The 18,474-nt window shown below is 43.7% G+C and carries 16 protein-coding genes and 1 pseudogene; 2 read left to right on the top strand and 15 right to left on the bottom strand.

Translation table 11 applies throughout. The features are described 5' to 3' along the window. Positions 1-65: 65 nt before the first annotated feature. The 15 genes from K1I80_RS01745 to K1I80_RS01675 all read right to left on the bottom strand — a co-directional run bounded on the left by K1I80_RS01745 (position 66) and on the right by K1I80_RS01675 (position 14,585). Positions 66-647, bottom strand: coding sequence for a hypothetical protein (locus K1I80_RS01745; protein ID WP_223313096.1), 582 nt, complete (start codon positions 645-647; stop codon positions 66-68). Then, positions 640-1,380: an ABC transporter permease gene (locus K1I80_RS01740; RefSeq protein WP_223313097.1), complete on the bottom strand. Its 741-nt coding sequence runs from the start codon at positions 1,378-1,380 to the stop codon at positions 640-642. Before K1I80_RS01740 ends, K1I80_RS01745 begins: the two co-directional genes overlap by 8 nt. Then, positions 1,370-2,269 carry an ABC transporter ATP-binding protein gene (locus K1I80_RS01735; protein ID WP_223313098.1) on the bottom strand — a complete coding sequence of 300 codons (900 nt, stop codon included), beginning with the start codon at positions 2,267-2,269 and terminating at the stop codon, positions 1,370-1,372. Before K1I80_RS01735 ends, K1I80_RS01740 begins: the two co-directional genes overlap by 11 nt. A gap of 294 nt (positions 2,270-2,563) precedes the next feature. After that, positions 2,564-3,922: a 23S rRNA (uracil(1939)-C(5))-methyltransferase RlmD gene (gene rlmD / locus K1I80_RS01730; RefSeq protein WP_317627765.1), complete on the bottom strand. Its 1,359-nt coding sequence runs from the start codon at positions 3,920-3,922 to the stop codon at positions 2,564-2,566. An 84-nt stretch (positions 3,923-4,006) separates the two neighbouring features. Continuing rightward, a complete protein-coding gene (locus K1I80_RS01725; protein ID WP_002917028.1) occupies positions 4,007-5,356 on the bottom strand; it encodes an LCP family protein in 1,350 nt (449 codons plus the stop codon). Positions 5,357-5,374: 18 nt separating this feature from the next. Then, complete coding sequence (pheA, locus tag K1I80_RS01720; protein WP_223313100.1) at positions 5,375-6,208, bottom strand: prephenate dehydratase; 834 nt, start codon at positions 6,206-6,208, stop codon at positions 5,375-5,377. Continuing rightward, on the bottom strand, positions 6,205-6,681 hold the full coding sequence (locus K1I80_RS01715; RefSeq protein WP_223313101.1) for a shikimate kinase: 477 nt from the start codon (positions 6,679-6,681) through the stop codon (positions 6,205-6,207). Before K1I80_RS01715 ends, pheA begins: the two co-directional genes overlap by 4 nt. Further along, positions 6,674-7,957: a 3-phosphoshikimate 1-carboxyvinyltransferase gene (gene aroA, locus K1I80_RS01710; protein WP_223313102.1), complete on the bottom strand. Its 1,284-nt coding sequence runs from the start codon at positions 7,955-7,957 to the stop codon at positions 6,674-6,676. Before aroA ends, K1I80_RS01715 begins: the two co-directional genes overlap by 8 nt. Positions 7,958-8,089: 132 nt before the next feature. Further along, positions 8,090-8,428, bottom strand: a complete 339-nt coding sequence (locus K1I80_RS01705; RefSeq protein WP_002895097.1) for a YlbF/YmcA family competence regulator — start codon at positions 8,426-8,428, stop codon at positions 8,090-8,092. An 18-nt stretch (positions 8,429-8,446) separates the two neighbouring features. After that, the gene (locus K1I80_RS01700) at positions 8,447-9,553 is read right to left on the bottom strand and encodes a prephenate dehydrogenase (protein ID WP_223313103.1); all 1,107 of its coding nucleotides are present in this window, start codon (positions 9,551-9,553) and stop codon (positions 8,447-8,449) included. Between the two features lie 15 nt (positions 9,554-9,568). Further along, entirely contained in the window at positions 9,569-10,735 is a 1,167-nt protein-coding gene (gene aroC, locus K1I80_RS01695; RefSeq protein WP_223313104.1) for a chorismate synthase, read from the bottom strand. Between the two features lie 90 nt (positions 10,736-10,825). Beyond that, positions 10,826-11,893: a 3-dehydroquinate synthase gene (gene aroB / locus K1I80_RS01690; RefSeq protein ID WP_223313105.1), complete on the bottom strand. Its 1,068-nt coding sequence runs from the start codon at positions 11,891-11,893 to the stop codon at positions 10,826-10,828. 10 nt (positions 11,894-11,903) lie between these two features. Further along, entirely contained in the window at positions 11,904-12,758 is an 855-nt protein-coding gene (locus tag K1I80_RS01685; RefSeq protein ID WP_223313106.1) for a shikimate dehydrogenase, read from the bottom strand. Further along, complete coding sequence (gene aroD / locus K1I80_RS01680; protein ID WP_223313107.1) at positions 12,748-13,425, bottom strand: type I 3-dehydroquinate dehydratase; 678 nt, start codon at positions 13,423-13,425, stop codon at positions 12,748-12,750. Before aroD ends, K1I80_RS01685 begins: the two co-directional genes overlap by 11 nt. Continuing rightward, positions 13,422-14,585, bottom strand: a complete 1,164-nt coding sequence (locus K1I80_RS01675; RefSeq protein WP_223313108.1) for a class I SAM-dependent rRNA methyltransferase — start codon at positions 14,583-14,585, stop codon at positions 13,422-13,424. Before K1I80_RS01675 ends, aroD begins: the two co-directional genes overlap by 4 nt. Before the next feature lie 250 nt (positions 14,586-14,835). Between K1I80_RS01675 and K1I80_RS01670 the strand changes: the two genes are divergently transcribed. Both K1I80_RS01670 and K1I80_RS01665 read left to right on the top strand, forming a co-directional pair. After that, positions 14,836-17,031 carry an LTA synthase family protein gene (locus K1I80_RS01670; RefSeq protein ID WP_002897278.1) on the top strand — a complete coding sequence of 732 codons (2,196 nt, stop codon included), beginning with the start codon at positions 14,836-14,838 and terminating at the stop codon, positions 17,029-17,031. 162 nt (positions 17,032-17,193) lie between these two features. Continuing rightward, positions 17,194-18,470: pseudogene (locus tag K1I80_RS01665) on the top strand (ISL3 family transposase). The last annotated feature ends 4 nt before the right edge of the window (positions 18,471-18,474 follow it).

Genomic DNA, 18,474 nt, shown 5'->3' with positions numbered 1-18,474 from the left:
TAAGCCTACTTTATAATCTTTCAGAGAAAGACTTAAAAACTAGTTCGAAGCATATCAATTCACTTTTACTTTTTACTCAAAAATATATCCAACACATCTGCATAGCTAAAAAAGGGAGCAGGAAATACTAGTCCAGAATAAAGTAGCATTATGGTATTAAATAAATTCAATAAGACGGATACTCGTTTAAAACGTTCTGTTAACTTAATTGCCATGGTATATAAGACAAAAAATACAGCATAATTAAGTATTGACATCAAAACCAAATCCACTAAATGTAATGAGGGCATCAAAAATTTTCCATTAAAAAACATATGAGATAGAATGATTGAAATCAAAAAAATGAATGTCGACCAAATAAAATAAGTTGTTGATCTAGCAATATAAATCATCATTGGTGTCCGTCTAGTTGTTTTGATATTTGTATATTGATTAGTGCGAATTTCAAATTCCAACTCCTCATTAGCAAGCAATATCACATTAGTTATAGAATAATAAATAAAAAAATAGAGTAGGTTTATCGGTTTATCACTATTGAAAATAATAATGATTCCTGTAATAAAAATCATGGAATAAATTACTTCGCAAATACTATCAAACGTGTATCGAACTCTATAATTGAAATATCTTCTTAATTCACTAAACATGGAAAAGGCTCCCTCTTTTTTTAGCAATGTTCAATAAAGTGAAAAATAGGAAAGTTCCAGCTGACCAATATACTGCACAATAAACTATAATTAAAAAAACACTCTGGTAGGACGGAGAAATAATAAAATTTCTCAAGGCGTAGTAAGGGAAAAGCTTTCCTATATAGCCAAATAAACCACCTAGCGGTGTTAGTATGCCAGTAAAATAGAGCATGAAATAAGAAATTAAAGATGTAATGCTAGAAGTACGATTAAAAATGAAGCAGAGACTTGATAGGCAAAAGCCTAAACCATACATGCTAATAATAGTTAGCATACATGCAGCCAGATTTACAACTAACTTTAAGATACCATCCGGAAAATCAATATCATTTAACGTGGATAAAACGATAAATATAGGTATAGCTTTAACTAGATCCACCAATATCTGAACCATAATTTTAAACATTAAGACATAAAAAACACTTTTACTGCTCTGGATTATACTTATCAAAGTTCTATCATAAAGGTCATCCTCAATAAAAAAAGTTGGATGCGTAATACTATGACTCGTAAAATACCAAGTAAATAATAAACATAGCAATAAAAATTTACTTTGTGTATTTTTAAAATATTGAAGATAAGCTGAAACCATTATCAAAATTCCAAAATTTGAAAAAAATAAATTAAATTTAAACTGCATCATCTCCTGCAGCTGTCTCTTTAACTCCCTTCTTATTTCTTTAATCATCATTGATAACCTCATACAATATTTCTTCGATGCTTTCTTCAACTTCTTCAAAAAATATCATCTCAAAATTATTAAAGATATTATTTTTTACCTGACTATCTTTCACTTCAACAATCAATCTTTTATTTTCTACTTGATAAGATAAATCAGGAAACAGTCTCTCAAAAGCATCTTTATCAGAGTTTGAAATACCAATTCTATATTTAACCCACCTAGTATTTTTCCCAAAGATTTCTGAGAAACTACCTTGCTGTATTATTCTCCCGCTACGCATGATACAAATTCTTGTTGATATTTCTTTTGCAAAATAGATATCATGAGTCGTCATGAGAACAATGGTTCCTTTTTCTTGGCTGAGAGTTAGTAACAATTTCGCAAACTGCTTTTTGGCAATGACATCCAGACCATTGGTTGGCTCATCTAAACACAATACTTTTGGCTTACAAAGTAACGCAATAATCAAAGACAATTTTTGTCTCGTTCCTTGTGACAATTCGGACACCAATACATCAACATAGGGATGGAAAGCTAGTTTATTAAATAAATCCTCCAATTCATCCTTAACCTGACCACGCGAAATTTTATTCAAATGTAAAAAGTAATCAATATTTTGATTTGCCGTCAGATATTCATAGTAGCCTCTACCGCTTTCTAGTACAAGCTTGACATTGTTATGAATATCTTTCGAAGTATTCTTACTGCCAAAAACAAATACATCACCTGCATCTTGTAACATTAAGCCAGAGATAATTTTTATGAAAGTTGATTTACCTGCACCATTGGTGCCCACTATAGAAACAATCTCTCCTGAATGCGATTTAAAGCTAGGAATGTCCAATACAACTTTACCATGAAAATTTTTCTTTAGATTGCGTACAATAATTTCATTCATGCCTGTATTAACCTCTTTCGATTACTAATACTTTGAACTGCCAAAAATTTAAAAACAAGGACTTTTGAATTACTTTCGCTAAAAGATTTCTAAGATTTTACCAGCAGAGCTACACACTCAGCGGTTCGGACTTACCGTATCATTTCGTCGGTTTTCCTCCTCATTCTACGAGTCCTATCCCATGGGCGGAGCATCTGCTTCTACTTCGCTGATACCTCAGCTCGTACAAGCAGTGATACCGCCTCAACATGATGCGTCTGCGGAACTCAAAAGGTTTGGGGAACCTTTTGAGGATTAGCTACGTTTCACTAACAAGCTTACACACTCGACGTGATGCGTTTGAGGAAATAAATCCACCGGCTGGACTTTCTTCAGCTCATATCCTAATTCTTGGTATAGTTTGATATCACGCGCCATGGTGGCGACATTGCAGGAGATATAAGTGATTTTTTTTGGCTCCATGCTGACGCTTGCTTTGATGAAGCTCTCTGTCAAGCCTTTTCTTGGTGGATCGACTAGGATAACATCCGCTTGGATACCCTCTTTAAGCCAGTTTTGGATGGCTTCTTCAGCAGGAGCGCAAACATAGCTAGCGTTTTTAATGCCGTTGATTTTCGCATTCTTTCGGCTATTTTCGACAGCTTCTGGGATCACTTCGACACCATAGACTTGCTTGACCTGCTTGGCAACTGATAGACCGATAGTCCCGATACCTGAATAGGCATCAAGCACCACATCATCAGCGGTTAGTTCAGAAAAGTCAATAGCTGTCTGATAGAGCTTTTCTGCCATCTCGGTATTGACTTGGTAAAAGGCGGGCGCAGCAATCTGGAAGTCATTTCCCAGCATCTGGTCGGTGATGTAGTTTTGGCCATAAAGTGTTCGCCAGTCTTTTCCAAAAATCGCATTGCCGGGCTGGTCGTTGATATTCTGCATGATGGACTTGATAGCTGGGAAAGCCTCTGTCAAGCACTCCATCAGTTGCTCTACTCGGAAAATTTTAGGTCGGGTTGTGACCAGAATTACCATGATTTCCCCTGAATAATGGCCACGGCGAACAACTAGATTGCGAATGAGTCCTGTCTTTTCCTGCTCATCGTAAGGTTTGAGGTCAAAACGCCGCAGCAAATCACGTGTAAAAAGAATAACTTGGTCAATGACTGGGTCCTGAATATAGAAATCTTCAATCGGCAGGAGGTCATGGGAATTTTTCCGGAAAAATCCTGTTTCCAGCTGGCCATTGACACGGCGGACAGGCACTTGAGCTTTATTACGGTAGCCCAGCGGCTGCTCCATACCAAGTGTCGGCAGCACTTCAACATCGGACAAACCAGCAATCTTATAGAGACTGTCCTTGACCTGCTTGCGTTTGAAGTCCAGCTGGGCTGAATAGTTCAGATGCCCCAAGTCAGCAATCCCTGTACGCAGATAAGCCATATCAAGATTTTCATTGCGCTGGTCTGAGGTACGGAGAAATTCCTCCACCTTGCCAAAGCCGATTTTTTTGTTGACCTTGAGCACACGCATGCGGATGAGTTCACCCGGCAGGGCATTTTCCACAAAGAAAACCAGACCTTCTGCCTTGGCAACTCCTGCTCCCTCGTGGCTCAAATCCACTATTTCAACTTCAATCATATCATTCTTTTTTAACATATTTTTCTCTTTCTGCTTTATCGCTCTGCTATTTCCCAAAAGAAAAGGCAGGACATCGTCCTACCTTTCATTATATCATATATCTTATCTGAGACCCATTTGCTGCAGTCTTTCTTTATAGGCTTCAAAGTCAATCAAGAGCCCTTGGCCACCGTACATGTCATAGGTATCCACCCAGTCGCCATTTTCCGGAATCGTCAGGCGCTCAACCCCGTTGCGGGAATCTCCAGCCATAGAGAGACCATTAGTCAAAAGGAAGCTGTAAGGCACATTGGTCGAAGTCAAGGCAAAGACCTTACCCAGAGCCTCTGATCCGGTAAAGAGCTTAGTCGGATCCTTGACCTGCTGGAAAACAGCTGTCAATACTTCCTGCTGGCGGCGGGTCCGGCCAAAGTCGCCCTCGTCATCCTTACGGAAGCGAGCATAGTTGAGCAAGGTCCGACCGTCCATCTGCTGCTGACCGACCTTGATTGTTTGGTTGGGTACCACACCGTCTTTCATATTTAAGTCATCTGGCACTTCAACTTCTGTCACCTTCTCCCCATCAATCGTTGAGAACTGAGCATTCATGCTGACGCCATTTGGGAAAAGGGTGTCAATAGCTGTCGCAAAGGTCTGGAAATCCACCAGTGCATAATATTTGATGTCCAAATCAAAATTATCTTTGAGCATCTGGCGGACATAGTCTGCACCGCGGTTGTGGTTTTGCTCCCCAATCGTATAGGCAGAATTGAGCTTTTGGTCATAGTAATCTGCCTGCGACGGATCGGTGTACTCATTGCTGACGCCATCAATGTGAATAAGTGTATCACGCATAAAGCTGACCAATTTCACCTTGTGGTCCTTATTACCAACGTTCAAGACCATAATAGAGTCAGTCCGCGTCTCAGTCGAGTCGTCACCAACCCGGCCATCTGTTCCGAGAATGAGGATATTCACTCCATCCTTAGTATCCTTACCGTCAAAGAATTCCGTTTCTGCTGGCTTAGAATTACCAGTGTGAGCTGTCGTCAAGCCTTTGACAAACATGAAAATCATGCCCCCCAAGACCATCAGCAGGAAAATCCCTGCCCAAAGCAGAATCCGTTTCAAGCGGATTTTTTTGCGGGGTTTTTTAGGCTTGTCTTGTCCAAGACTAGCTTCTGTCAGAGCTTCTGACACCTTTTTTTGCCTTCTGCTGCGAGAAGAACGCTCAGGATACTTGGGCAAGAGGCCAGAAGGATCCATTTCAACTGGCTCTTGCTCATAGGCGTCACTAACTGTATGCGGCTGCTCTTCATGGTCAGGCACACTGGCTGAATTGCCAATCCCCTTGGACTTCTGACGCAGATAGTCAAATTCTTTCTTTTCTTTATCGTTTAGATAATAATAATTTTTGTAGAGATAATCTAAGCGGAGCTGTTCATGATGGCTAAGATTTTCTGGTTTCTTCATCTCTTCTCCAATCTATTGCTACTTGTCCTGAATCAGAAACACACTGTAGCTACCAAAAATTTTATAAGTAATTCCAAGACTTGTCAACTCTTGATAGGCAAAATCCGCCAATTTTTTCTGTTCGTTGTCAATGTCAATAATGAAGAAATACTCTCCCAAAGCCGTTTTTAGAGGCCGGCTCTCAATCTTGGTCAGGTCAATCCCACGCCAAGCGAAGGTCGACAAAGCCTTATAGAGGGCACCTGGCAGATTGTCCGGCAGGGTCAAAGCCAGTGTCTGCTTGTCTCCTGTCTTGGTCAGTTGAAGCTCAGGCACCTCATGGCCTAGAATCCAGAAGCGAGTATAATTTTCTTCCATTTCCTGAATATCGCTGGCCGCTACTTTGAGCCCGTATTCTGCTGCAGCCGTGCGCGGAGCAATAGCCGCAAAATTCTTTTCAGGATGCTCTGCCACAAAACGAGCTGCATAGGCCGTACTAGCCGTGACCTCAATGGCAGCCTGCGGATAGTGCTGGCGAATGTATTTTTTTCCTTGGGCAATAGCCTGCGGATGAGAAAATATCTTCTCGATTGACTTCTCCAAATCCGTCACCAAGAGCTGCTGCTTGATGGGCTGGACGATCTCAGCAACCGCCTGAATATCTGCTTGATGAAAGAGATAGTCCAAGGTTTCATGGACACTGCCCTCAATGGAATTTTCCACCGGAACGACCGAGTAATCCACTTCCCTAGCCTCATAAGCCTTCATGACCTCGGTGATATTCTGATAGGGCACCAAGTCCTCGCTGGGAAAGGCAGCTTGGGCTACATGGTGAGAAAAGGAGCCTCTAGGACCTAAAAATGCTATTTTCATTGAATTTCCTCAATAATTTCCTGCGGGCTTTTGAGCCTCGTATCGACAATCTGGGTCGCCACTTCCTCATACCAGGCCTGACGCTGCTCAAAAATCTGCTGCAAGTCTGACTTGCTCTGGTTTAAGAACAAAGGTCGCTCCTGCTCAGCATCCTGCTGAATTCGCTGATAAAGCGTTTCAAAATCTGCTTTCAGGTAGATATTATCAGCATTCTGAGTCAGTAATTTGCGATTTTCTGGGCTGACGACTACACCGCCGCCAGTTGAGACGACCAAGTCCGTATCGATCAGCTCAGCCAAGAGCTGGGCTTCAGCAACCCGGAAGGCCGCTTCACCATGCTGGTCAAAATAATCCTTGATTGACATGCCCAGCCGCTGGCAGAGCAGTTCATCCATATCGACAAAGTCTTGGGCTAAGCCTCGGGCCACTGTGGATTTTCCGGCTCCCATAAAGCCTAGCAATATCCTAGCCATGCATCAAGCCCTCCAAGTCGCTGAAGAAGCTTGGATAGCTGGTCTTAATGGCTTCAGACCGCTCAAGTTCTACCTGACCGCTTTGAGCCAACAAAGCAGCAATTGCCGTCATCATCCCGATGCGATGGTCGCCAAAGGTGTTGACCTGAGCACCATGAAGAGGTGTTTTCCCTTCAATAATCATGCCGTCTTCCGTCGGGGCAATAGCTGCGCCCATGCTATTGAGAGCGTCTGCCACTACCTGGATCCGATCGGTTTCCTTGACCTTGAGCTCCTCTGCATCACGAATAACAGTCCGTCCCTGAGCCTGAGTCGCCAGAAGCGCAATAATCGGCAACTCATCAATCAAGCGTGGGATAATCTCACCGCCAATCTCCGTGCCCTTAAGCTCAGAAGTCTCAACGGTGATGGTTGCAGACTTGGCTACTGGATCGACATCTGACAGCGTCATCCGTCCGCCCATAGCCTCTATCACTTCTAGAATACCTGTGCGAGTTTCATTGATGCCAACATTTTCTAAAACAATCTTAGAGTCTGGTACGATCAATCCAGCTACCAGCCAGAAAGCCGCACTGGAAATGTCGCCTGGGACTGTCACTTCCTGAGCAGTGAATTCCTGACCGCCCTGAATGCGAATTTCCTTGCCCTTGACCTCAATCTGTCCGCCAAACTGGGCAATCATATCTTCTGTATGATTACGGGTGATTTCCTTTTCTATAATAACTGACTCTCCCTGAGCCTGCAAGGCAGCAAAAATCAAGGCCGACTTAACCTGAGCAGAAGCCACTGGAAGCTGATAGTGAATAGGCTGCAGTTCCCTACTTCCCTTCATCTTGAGCGGTGGTAAATCACGCTCAGTCCGACCAGAAATCTCGACTCCCATCTGCCGCAGAGGGATGGTCACCCGATCCATAGGCCGCTTGGATAGACTGTCGTCACCAAACATCTCCGCCTCGAAATCCTGACCAGCCAAAACACCAGAAATCAAACGGATAGATGTTCCAGAATTGCCCATATCCAGCTTATTTTTCGGTGCTTGCAGACCTTCAAATCCTACACCATGAATCTTGACTAGATGTCCATCGTCCTCAATCTGCACGCCTAAGTCACGAAAAACCTGCATGGTAGACAGCACATCTTCTCCTCGCAGAATGTCACGAACAGTAGTAACCCCCTTGGCCAAACTGCCAAAAATAATGGAACGGTGACTGATAGACTTATCTCCAGGTACGCGGATACGGCCCTTCAGGCCTTTTACATTGGTTGATAATTTCATAGATGACCTCGTACTTTCCTTTGTTGCTTCTTATTTTATCATAAAAAGACCAGAAATTCTTAAAATTTCTGGAATCCTAGCCGAAGCAAAAAGAATCCAGGTAGTCAGCCCAGATTCCTCTTTTTTATTAGCTTACTTAAGCAAATCCTGCACCGGATCAAAGATGATACGCTCAATGTCCGCCAGATAGATGGACAGTTGCTGCTGTTTATTGAAGAATTCAGAAAGAACAGCATTGCCCTGAATCTTCTCACCAAAGGAAGTCATCTTGTCCTGCACCTCCTGAGTCGGTACCTGACCAGTCTGAGCCAGCTGTTGCAACTCCTGCTGGAAAGCCAGATAATCTGTAAAAATAGCCTTCGCTTCGCTATCAGCATCCACTGCTTTCTTGCTTTCTGCAACTGCCTTGTACTCAGGTAAATCACGCAGATTTCTGCTCAGTTCATTGGCTAAATCATAAATATTTGACATAGAGTTCTCCAATCTATATTAGTCTACGGACACTAGGTAATCCGTATTTTCTCTTACTATTTTAGCAGATTTTTCCAAATCTTGGTGATTTTTAAAGGTGATTTGCAGAATACCGTTAATATCTTCACGGTTTTCCTCGTTGATCCGGATATTAACGACCGAAATTCCGCGCAGAAGCTCCAAAATACCCAAAATCGCATCTTCTTCGTCGGGCACCTCAATAAAGAGGTCGTAAAAGCTGTCCACACCTGCCCGCTTATGAATTTCCATCTGCTTGCGACTCTGCCGTCCTCGGTCGAAAAATTCCCAGATAGCTGTCTCGTCCTTAGCCTCAATCGCTGCGGCAACCTTGTCTAACTGGTCTTTAAAATCTTCCAGCCGCTCCAAGATAGCTTGAGGATTGGTCAAGAGAATAGAGGTCCACATACCAGGCTCACTCTCCGCAATCCGCGTCATATCTCGAAAACCACCGGCTGCAAAAGACTGGGTCAGCTCATGCTCTTGGCTATAAGCTGCCGCTTGCTCCATCAGGCTGGAGGCTAGGATATGCGGAAAATGACTGATTTGACTGGTCACTCGGTCGTGCTCGGCTGCGTCCACCTGGATAAAGCGGGCATGAAGACCACTTAGCAAGTCTTTCATTTCCTCAAGCGTACCAGGCTTGGTCAGGCTAGAGGGCGTGAAGATATAATAGGCATTTTCAAAGAGGGTGACATGGGCAGCCTTGGCTCCGGTCTTGTGACTTCCTGCCATAGGATGAGCTCCGACAAAGCGGACGGGCTTATTCTTCAGGTACTTTTCTGCTGCTGCCACAATCTCTGCCTTGGTCGATCCAGCATCTGAGATGATAACATTTTCCTTCAGGTCCAGCTCCGCTAGATCTTTGATAAATGCTATGGTCTGCTTGATGGGCACAGCCAGAATAATCACATCAGCCAATGGAGCAAAGGCAGCAAAATCATCCGTTACCCGGTCTACCATTCCTTGCTCTAGGGAAACCTGTCTTGATTCTTCACTTCTGTTATAGCCGAGAATCTCTATCTCAGGATGAGCTCGCCTGATGCCCAGAGCCAAAGAAGCTCCAATCAGTCCCAGACCTACGATATAGACTGTTTTTCTCTCCATGCCCACTCCTTTCTTCTAAAAGTTCTTGACAAATTCCCGATGGCGGGCTACCGCATCCTTTAGTTCTTCCAGATTGTCTGAAGAGAACTTCTCCAGAACTTCGGTGGCTAAAACTGTCGCCACCACGCTTTCCATGACAACACCCGCCGCTGACAGAGCCGTAGGATCGCTCCGCTCCACTGTCGCCTTATAAGGCTCGTGGGTCTCAATATCCACACTCATCAGTGGCTTATAAAGGGTTGGAATGGGCTTCATAACACCTCGCACCACGATTGGCTGACCATTGGTCATACCGCCCTCAAAGCCGCCTAGATTATTAGTCCTGCGAGTGAAGCCATCTTCCTCAGACCAGAGGATTTCATCCATTACTTGACTGCCCTTGAGACGACCTGCTTCAAAGCCCACACCAAACTCAACGCCCTTGAAAGCATTGATGGACACGACTCCCTGAGCAATCTTAGCATCCAGCTTCTTGTCCCATTGGACATAGGAGCCCAGACCAACCGGCACACCACCAACGACAGTCTCAATGACACCACCGATGGTATCCCCGTCTTTCTTAATCTGGTCAATGTAGGCCTTGATTTCTTCTTCGCGATCGGGATTGACAATGGAAACCTCTGACTGGGCAGCTCTTTCCTTGATTTCTCCTACAGTCAGATTGTTCGGCACATCAATATCAATACCACCAAAGGTTACGATATGGCTGGCTACCTCTACACCGATTTCTTCCAGCAAACGCTTGGCTACTGCTCCAACTGCTACACGCATGGTCGTTTCGCGGGCAGAAGAACGCTCAAGGGAATTTCGTAAATCGTCAAAGCGGTATTTCATACCACCAACCAAGTCCGCATGGCCAGGGCGTGGTTTGGTAATCTTGCGCAGTCCTTTTTTCTTTTCATCCACATCCGCCGCACTCATAATCTCTAGCCACTTTTGATGATCCAGATTCGTGACATTGAGGGTAATCGGGCCGCCCATGGTCAAGCCATGCCGAACACCAGATGTAATCTCGACTTGGTCGCTTTCAATCTTCATACGGGCACCGCGTCCGTACCCACCCTGACGACGCTTGAGTTCAGCATTGATATAGTCAGCGGTCAGAGAAAGACCAGCCGGCACTCCCTCAATAATAGCTGTCAAACGTGGTCCGTGGGATTCTCCTGCTGTTAAGTATCTCATACATTTTCTCCTATTTCTGGGATGGAAAGATATGGACAACCTGTCTATTTTTATCCAAACTGTCCAATCGTCTTAAACTCCATCTGGCACTTATTTCTTCAGAAATTCTTTCATCTCTTCCAGCGGAATCTGGTGAATACTAGCCGAACACAGCTCAGGCACCAGTACTAGCTTGATAGAGTTGCCTCTAGCCTTCTTATCATGGGTCAGTGCCTGATAGAGAGCATTCTCATTCCATGGCTGGTAATCCACCGGCAAGCCAAACTTCTGGCACATATGGATGATGTCTTCTGTGATTCCGGCTGGCATGAGGCCTTTCTTTTCAGCGACACGGGAAACCTGTACCATGCCAATCGCCACAGCTTCACCGTGCATGACTTTTCCATAGCCCGCTGTCGCTTCGATAGCATGCCCAATAGTATGGCCGAAATTCAGATAGAGGCGGACGCCATTATCCAGCTCGTCCTCAACCACAATCTTACGTTTAACATCACAGGAATGGTAGATGATGCTTTCAGCATGCTCTAAAATCGACTCTGGACTGCCATCCATTTCTGACAGCTCATCCCAGAGTTCCTTATCCTCAATCAAGCCGTACTTGACCACCTCGCCCATGCCTTCAATCAGTTCACGTTGCCCTAAAGTCTGCAAGACTTCAGGGTCAATCAGAACTCCGTCGGGCTGGGTAAAAGTCCCAACCATATTCTTGGCCCAAGGCGTATTGACACCTGTCTTACCACCAATAGAAGAGTCCACTTGGGCCGTCAGACTGGTCGGAATCTGAACAAAATGTATGCCCCGCATGTAGGTCGAAGCGGCAAAGCCTGCCAAATCTCCGACAACTCCGCCACCCAAGGCCACGATACCATCGCTGCGGGTCAGGCCAACCTTGACCAAAAACTCATAGACTTTGTTGACAGTCTTTAAGTTCTTGCTGGCTTCACCCTCCAAAAAGTCAAAGACAAAAGTCTCAAACCCAGCCGCTTCCAAGCTCAGCTTGACCTTTTCCGCATAGAGTCGAGCCACTCGATTGTCCGTGACGATAACTACCTTCTGAGGCTGCCAAAGCTGACGCAGCCAACTTCCAGCCTGAGATAAAGACCCCTTTTTGATGAGAATATCATAGGGATGATGCGGGAGATTCACATTCAGTTTCATAAGCGCCTCCTTATTTATACAATTCTTCTAAACATTGCCAAATTTCCTGACTGGGCATGGTCTTGCCGGTCCAAAGCTCAAAGGCTTCTGCTCCCTGATAGAGCAGCATACCAAGTCCATTGACCGCTGTGACATTTTGATTTCTGGCCCATTTGAGAAAGGGCGTTTCAAAAGGTTGGTAGATAACATCCGCAACTAAAATCTGGCTGGGCAGCTCAATCTGTTCAGGCAGGGGCATGCTGATGCCATCCATGCCTAGACTAGTCCCATTGACCAGAAGGTCAGATTGGTTGATTGTATTCTGCAAGCTATCCACGTCTTCCAAGGTTAGTACCTGGATACGACTCTTGGTTTGGCAACTGATAGCTTCCATCTTTCTGACAGTCTTCTCATAGGAAGCTTGACGAGTAAAGACGAAAATTTCCTCTGCATTGTCCAAAGCTGCTTGAGCAATAATCGCTGTCGCTGCTCCACCTGCCCCCAAAATCGTCATTTTTTTGCCCCGAATAGCAAAAGAAGGCAAGCTCTTAAAAAATCCCTTGCCATCTGTGTTATAACCAACTAAAATTCCATTTTTATTCACAACCGTATTGACCGCTCCGATAAGGCGGGCACTGACATCCAGCTCGTCCAGATAAGGTATCACTTCCTGCTTATAGGGCATGGAAAGATTGACACCAAACATATGGTATCTGCGGATATTTTCTATACTGGCCTGCAGATCCTTCGCTTCTACTTCCCAAGCTAGATAGACACCATTGACACCGGTCTTTTCAAAAGCCATATTGTGAATAAGAGGAGAAATACTGTGCTTAATTGGCTTGGCAACCACAGCAGCCATGCGGGTGTGGCCATTAATTTTCATTCAAAATCTCCTGGATTTTCTTCATATTGCTCAAAGAAATCTGACCAGGTGCTGACGCTATCTCCTGACTGGCAAATGACCAGCTGGAGCCAGTCAAGTCAGCCGCAATGCGTGAAATTTTGCCGACTTTTCCCATGGAAATAGTGACAAAATCCTGCTCAGGATTCAAAGTCTTGAAACCGCGAGTATAGTTCATCAAGTCCAGCACATCCTGCTCATTGTGAGCCATGACAGAAACCTTGACCACCTTAGGAGTCAGAGAAGTCAGCTCAGACAGGATTTCCATCATATTTTCAGGCGTTTCCTCGAAGTTATGGTAGCTCAACACCAGATTAGGAAAATCAAGCATTTCTTCAAATTTTCCCTTGTGAGAGAAATATTCAAAGTCGATATAATCCGGCTGGTAAAAACTGGCTACTTCCTTGATGAGAGCTACGTATTCATCATCGGATAGTTCGATTTCTCCGCCTTCCTGACGGGTCCGCAAGGTGAAAATTAATTCACGTCCGGCAAATTTTTCAAAAATAGCTGGCGCAACATTTAAAATGTCATCCTTGGCCAGAAAATCTGCCCGCCACTCAATAATATCTGCATCTTCATAGCGTGATACGTCAATTTCTTGAGCTTCTTCTAAACTCTTGGGCATTACAGAAACGACTAATTTCATTGGTCCACCTTTATTGTAAATACCTTGAGGTAATTACTGCTCCCGTCTTTTTTATTATAGACAAAGTCTGCTGGCAAGCCATACTCCGCAAGATAGCGGTGCTTTCTGCCGGCAAGACCTTTTTCAATTTCTTGTTTAAACTTACTTTTGGAAAGATTGGCTGCATTGGTACTTAAAATCATGATTCCCTGAGGATTCAGGATTTCCAAAGCTTGTGCAACCAAACAATGATAATCTTTAGCAACTGAGAATGTTCGCTTTTTATTTCTAGCAAAGCTGGGCGGATCTATCACAATGACATCAAAGCTTAGATCGTGGCGCTTAGCATATTTGAAATAATCAAAGACATCCATCACCTGAAAGCGATGCTGATCCAGTGTCAGACCATTGGCCATAAAATGAGCTTCAGACAGCTCACGGCTTCGCTTGGCCAAATCAACTGATACTGTCTGACTGGCACCGCCCATGGCTGCAGCTACTGAAAAAGCAGCTGTATAGGAAAACATATTGAGTAAACTTTTACCAGCAGCCAGGCCATCTACCAGACTAGCACGCACATCGTGCTGATCCAGAAAGATACCGGTCATAAGACCGTCATTCAGAAAAACCTGATAGCGAACACCATTCTCTAAGACTGTGAAGGTTTCCGGTGCTTCCTCTCCATAGAGATGAGCCGATTCGTAGTTCAAACCCTTGAAACGAATCTTTTCATAAGCTCCCTGAATCTCTGGGAAAACCTTAACGAAGGCTGTCAGAATCTGCTCTTTGATAGCAAAGACAAAGCCATTGTACCAAGAAAAAAGCGCAAAGTCATTGTAGAAATCCACCGTGAAGCCACCGAAGCCATCCCCCTCTTGATTAAAGAGTCGAAAGGCTGTCGTGTCAGCCGAATGGAAATAAGTAGAACGTCTGCTCTTAGCCTGCTCAAAGAGGTCTTGAAAAAAATCCGAGTTCAGCTCTACCTTCTTCCGGGAAATCAGCCAGCCTACTCCCTTATTCTGCGGAGAGAGATAAGCTGTGCCTAAGAACTTGCCCTGACGGTTTTGCAGCTCCACACATTGATTCTGAAGCGAAAGAGCGCCAAAATCCTTTTTATCTAATAAAAGAATGCCCTTTCTCAGTTTTTCTTCTGCCTCTTGACTAACAGTAAGTTTATTCATAAATTATATTATACCAAAGATTGTGAAAATTCTCAAAACATATTTTACATTTGAGTTAATAAAAGATTTCACAAATAAGTGCAAAACGACTATAAACCTCTCCATAGAGAGGATAAGGCTTTTATAGGAATATTACAATTTCGCCGATTTAAAATATCTCAAATGCGGCTCAAATTTTCCTTAACTGGAGAAATTATGTTATACTTAGAGGAGAAAATTTTTAGGAAATAAGACAAGGAAGTAACTTTTTGTGAAAAAAATAACCAAGAATTTACTCAATTTCATGAGTACGAGACTAGGTTTTGTCTTGATTTTATTGGTCCTCTATTGGATAAAAACCATGTGGGCCTACACGATTGATTTCAACCTCGATATTCAAGGTGCCTATCAAGTATTTTTAGCTATTATCAACCCTTTCCCTATCAGCCTCTTGCTGCTAGGACTAGCACTTTATGTAAAACGAACCAAATTATTCTACAGCCTAGCCTTCGGAATCTATCTGCTCCTCTTTGCTTGGCTGGTATCTAACTCCATTTACTACCGCGAGTTCAGTGACTTTGTTACAGTCAATACTATGCTGGCTTCTAGCAGCGTTTCAGCTGGACTTGGGGAAGCAGCACTGGAGCTCTTCCGCCCTTGGGATATTCTTTATCTGATTGATTTTCCGATTTTGGCCTTCTTATTCTTTAAGAAATACATCCGAATGGATGACCGGCCTTTCAATAAACGCGCCAGCTTTGCTGTGACCTCCCTGTCTGCCATGCTGTTCTCTGCCAACTTATTCTTGGCTGAAATTGACCGGCCTGAGCTCTTGTCACGTGGATTTTCCAACTATTATGTCGTTCGGGCTCTGGGCTTGCCAGCCTTTCTAGGTTACAGTGCTAACCAGACATATACCGCCAATCGTGAGCGCTCCAAAGCTTCTGAAAAAGACTTGGAACCAGTAACAGAATATATCCAATCCCATTATGCGGAACCAAATCCAGAATATTACGGGATTGCCAAAGGCCGCAATGTTATCTATGTCCATCTGGAAAGCTTCCAGCAGTTCCTGATTGACTATAAGCTGCAGGCAGATGGAAAAGAGTACGAGGTGACACCTTTCCTCAATTCCCTCTACCACTCCAATTCGACTCTGGCTTTCTCTAATGTCTTCAACCAGGTCAAGGCTGGTAAGACTTCTGATGCTGAAACCATGATTGAAACTGGACTCTTCGGTCTCAACCAAGGATCCTTTATGGTTAACTACGGTGGTACTAATACCCAGCAAGCTGCACCTTTTATTCTTTCCAAAAACGGCGGCTACACTTCCGCTGTTTTCCACGGAAACACTGGAAGCTTCTGGAACCGTAATACAGCTTACAAGCAATGGGGTTATAACTATTTCTTCGATGCGTCATACTTTACCAAGCAGGACGATACCAACTCCTTCCAGTATGGTTTGAACGACAAGATTATGTTGAAAGATTCCATCAAATATCTGGAACACCTGCAGCAGCCTTTCTATGCTAAGTATATCACGGTTTCCAACCACTATCCTTACACGACTAGCTTGATTGGTGACGAAATTGGCTTCCCGCTGGCTAAGACCAAGGATGAAACCATCAACGGTTACTTTGCTACTGCTAACTATCTAGATTCTTCTGTCAAAGCCTTGTTTGACTATCTCAAAGAATCCGGCCTCTATGACAACTCTATTATCGTTCTCTACGGAGACCATTTTGGAATTTCCCAAACCCGCAATCCTAACTTGGCCCCTCTTGTAGGCAAGACTTCTGAGACTTGGTCCAACTACGACAATGCCATGATGCAGCGCGTGCCATACATGGTAGTGGTGCCTGGCATGGACAAAGGAAAGATCATTGATACATACGGTGGTCAAGTAGATATGCTGCCAACATTGGAGCATTTACTGGGCATTGACTCTAAGAACTACCTTCAAGTTGGACAAGACCTGCTGTCATCTCAGCATCAGCAAATCACAGCCTTCCGCTCCAGCAATAACTTTGTCACTCCAAAATACACTAGCTTCAATGGACGGACCTACTACACCCAGACCGGTGAGGAAATTACTAATCCTGACGAAACCATCAAGAAGGAGCTGGATGAGATTCGCAATGCTGCCAATACTCAGCTGAAGATGAGTGACGCTATTCAGACCGGCGACTTGATTCGTTTCTACAAGGGGAATGACTTAGGCAAGGTCAACCCTAAAGATTACTCTTATCTTAATTCAATGAAGGCCTTGTTGGCTATTGAAAAGGAAAAAGGCGACCAATCAACCAGTCTTTACTCTAAGCGAGGCAATGTCTCCACTGTGGACCTCTTTAATTCGCCAAGCTATCGTGCACTGCATCCAGAGCAGTTCCAAACTAGCAGTAGCGACGAAGACAGCAGTCAGGAAGACTCGAGCTCTTCCAGCTCTAGTTCCACAGCCAATCCATAGATAGCAAAAGCCTTAAGTCCAATGGACTTAAGGCTTTTCAGGCTCTATAATTTCTGTAGTGGGTAAAACCGCTGTAGGAATGATGGAGCCTATTTGTTGTAGAAAAAAAGTCCCATAAGTCCTATAACGAAAAGCGATGAAACTATCATTAAAAAGACTCTTATGGAACAGTTCAATTTTCTCACAAACTTATTGGGAATAAAAGACCAGAATATCACTATCTTGGATGTTCTAGATGCTGGTACACATAAAGAAATCATCGCTAAGCTAGATTATCCCGCTCCTAAATGCACTCACTGCCAAGGACAAATGGCTAAATATGACTTCCAGAAAGAAGTAAAAATTCCCTATTTAGAGTGTGCAGGTTACAAGACTCTCGTTCGATTGAGAAAGCGCCGTTTCCACTGTAAAATCTGTAGGAAAATGGCGGTCGCAGAGACTTCCTTAGTCAAGAAGAATCACCAAATTGCAACCATCGTCAAGTAGAAAATTGCCCAAAAATTAATCGAGAAAGTCCCTCTGATAGCTATCGCCGAAAGTTTATCTGTATCTACTTCCACCGTCATTCGTAAGTTGAAAGAATTCAAGTTCAAGACTGACCTTAACTGCCTTCCAGAATACATGAGCTGGGATGTGGAAACAGTCAGGGAAGGGACTGTTTCAATCGGCAGATAGAGATGAGCTTCATTGCACAGGACTTTGATTCCAGAAAAATCGTAGCTATCTTAGATGGGCGGACTCAAGCAACGATTCGCAATCACTTCCTTCGTTATTCCCAACAGGTGAGAAGTCGAGTAAAAGTCATTACAATGGACATGTTTAGTCCCTACTACGATATTGCCAGAAAACTATTCCCAAACGCTAAAATCGTTCTGGATCGTTTTCACATTGTACAACATCTCAGCCGTGCTATGAGTCGTGTTCGTGTTCAAATCATGAATCAATTTGATCGAAAATCACACGAATATAAGGCACTGAAACGCTACTGAAAACTGCTCCAACAAGATAGTCGAAAACTAAGTCATAAACGCTTTTATCGTCCAACTTTTCGGTTGCATTTGACCAACAAAGAGATTCTGGAAAAGCTTCTCTCTTACTCTCAAGCACTCCGAGAACACTATGAACTCTACCAACTCTTACTGTTTCATTTTCAAGAGCAACAGGCTGACCATTTCTTTGGACTCATTGAAGATACCATTTCTTGTGTAAATTCTATTTTTCAAACTGTTTTTAAGACCTTTTTGAAAGATAAGGACAAGATCCTGAACGCACTGGAACTGCCCTACTCAAATGCAAAACTAGAAGCTACTAACAACCTCATCAAAGTCATCAAGCGAAATGCTTTCGGATTTCGGAACTTTGAAAACTTTAAAACTAGAATCCTCATCGCTTTGAATATCAAAAAGGAGAGGACTAAATCAGTCCTCTCCAGATTATAACTTT

It is taken from the genome of Streptococcus sanguinis (genome assembly GCF_019929225.1).
GTDB classification, from domain to species: Bacteria; Bacillota; Bacilli; order Lactobacillales; family Streptococcaceae; genus Streptococcus; species Streptococcus sanguinis_J.
The sequence above is the reverse complement of the archived record's forward strand: the minus strand, read 5'-3'. Positions and strand labels throughout refer to the sequence as shown.

Excerpts from the sequence above, each read along its gene's own strand:
- K1I80_RS01745 (WP_223313096.1), bottom strand. The coding sequence starts at position 647 with ATGTTTAGTGAATTAAGAAGATATTTCAATTATAGAGTTCGATACACG.
- K1I80_RS01740 (WP_223313097.1), bottom strand. The coding sequence starts at position 1,380 with ATGATGATTAAAGAAATAAGAAGGGAGTTAAAGAGACAGCTGCAGGAG.
- K1I80_RS01735 (WP_223313098.1), bottom strand. The coding sequence starts at position 2,269 with ATGAATGAAATTATTGTACGCAATCTAAAGAAAAATTTTCATGGTAAA.
- rlmD (WP_317627765.1), bottom strand. The coding sequence starts at position 3,922 with ATGTTAAAAAAGAATGATATGATTGAAGTTGAAATAGTGGATTTGAGC.
- K1I80_RS01725 (WP_002917028.1), bottom strand. The coding sequence starts at position 5,356 with ATGAAGAAACCAGAAAATCTTAGCCATCATGAACAGCTCCGCTTAGAT.
- pheA (WP_223313100.1), bottom strand. The coding sequence starts at position 6,208 with ATGAAAATAGCATTTTTAGGTCCTAGAGGCTCCTTTTCTCACCATGTA.
- K1I80_RS01715 (WP_223313101.1), bottom strand. The coding sequence starts at position 6,681 with ATGGCTAGGATATTGCTAGGCTTTATGGGAGCCGGAAAATCCACAGTG.
- aroA (WP_223313102.1), bottom strand. The coding sequence starts at position 7,957 with ATGAAATTATCAACCAATGTAAAAGGCCTGAAGGGCCGTATCCGCGTA.
- K1I80_RS01705 (WP_002895097.1), bottom strand. The coding sequence starts at position 8,428 with ATGTCAAATATTTATGATTTAGCCAATGAACTGAGCAGAAATCTGCGT.
- K1I80_RS01700 (WP_223313103.1), bottom strand. The coding sequence starts at position 9,553 with ATGGAGAGAAAAACAGTCTATATCGTAGGTCTGGGACTGATTGGAGCT.
- aroC (WP_223313104.1), bottom strand. The coding sequence starts at position 10,735 with ATGAGATACTTAACAGCAGGAGAATCCCACGGACCACGTTTGACAGCT.
- aroB (WP_223313105.1), bottom strand. The coding sequence starts at position 11,893 with ATGAAACTGAATGTGAATCTCCCGCATCATCCCTATGATATTCTCATC.
- K1I80_RS01685 (WP_223313106.1), bottom strand. The coding sequence starts at position 12,758 with ATGAAAATTAATGGCCACACCCGCATGGCTGCTGTGGTTGCCAAGCCA.
- aroD (WP_223313107.1), bottom strand. The coding sequence starts at position 13,425 with ATGAAATTAGTCGTTTCTGTAATGCCCAAGAGTTTAGAAGAAGCTCAA.
- K1I80_RS01675 (WP_223313108.1), bottom strand. The coding sequence starts at position 14,585 with ATGAATAAACTTACTGTTAGTCAAGAGGCAGAAGAAAAACTGAGAAAG.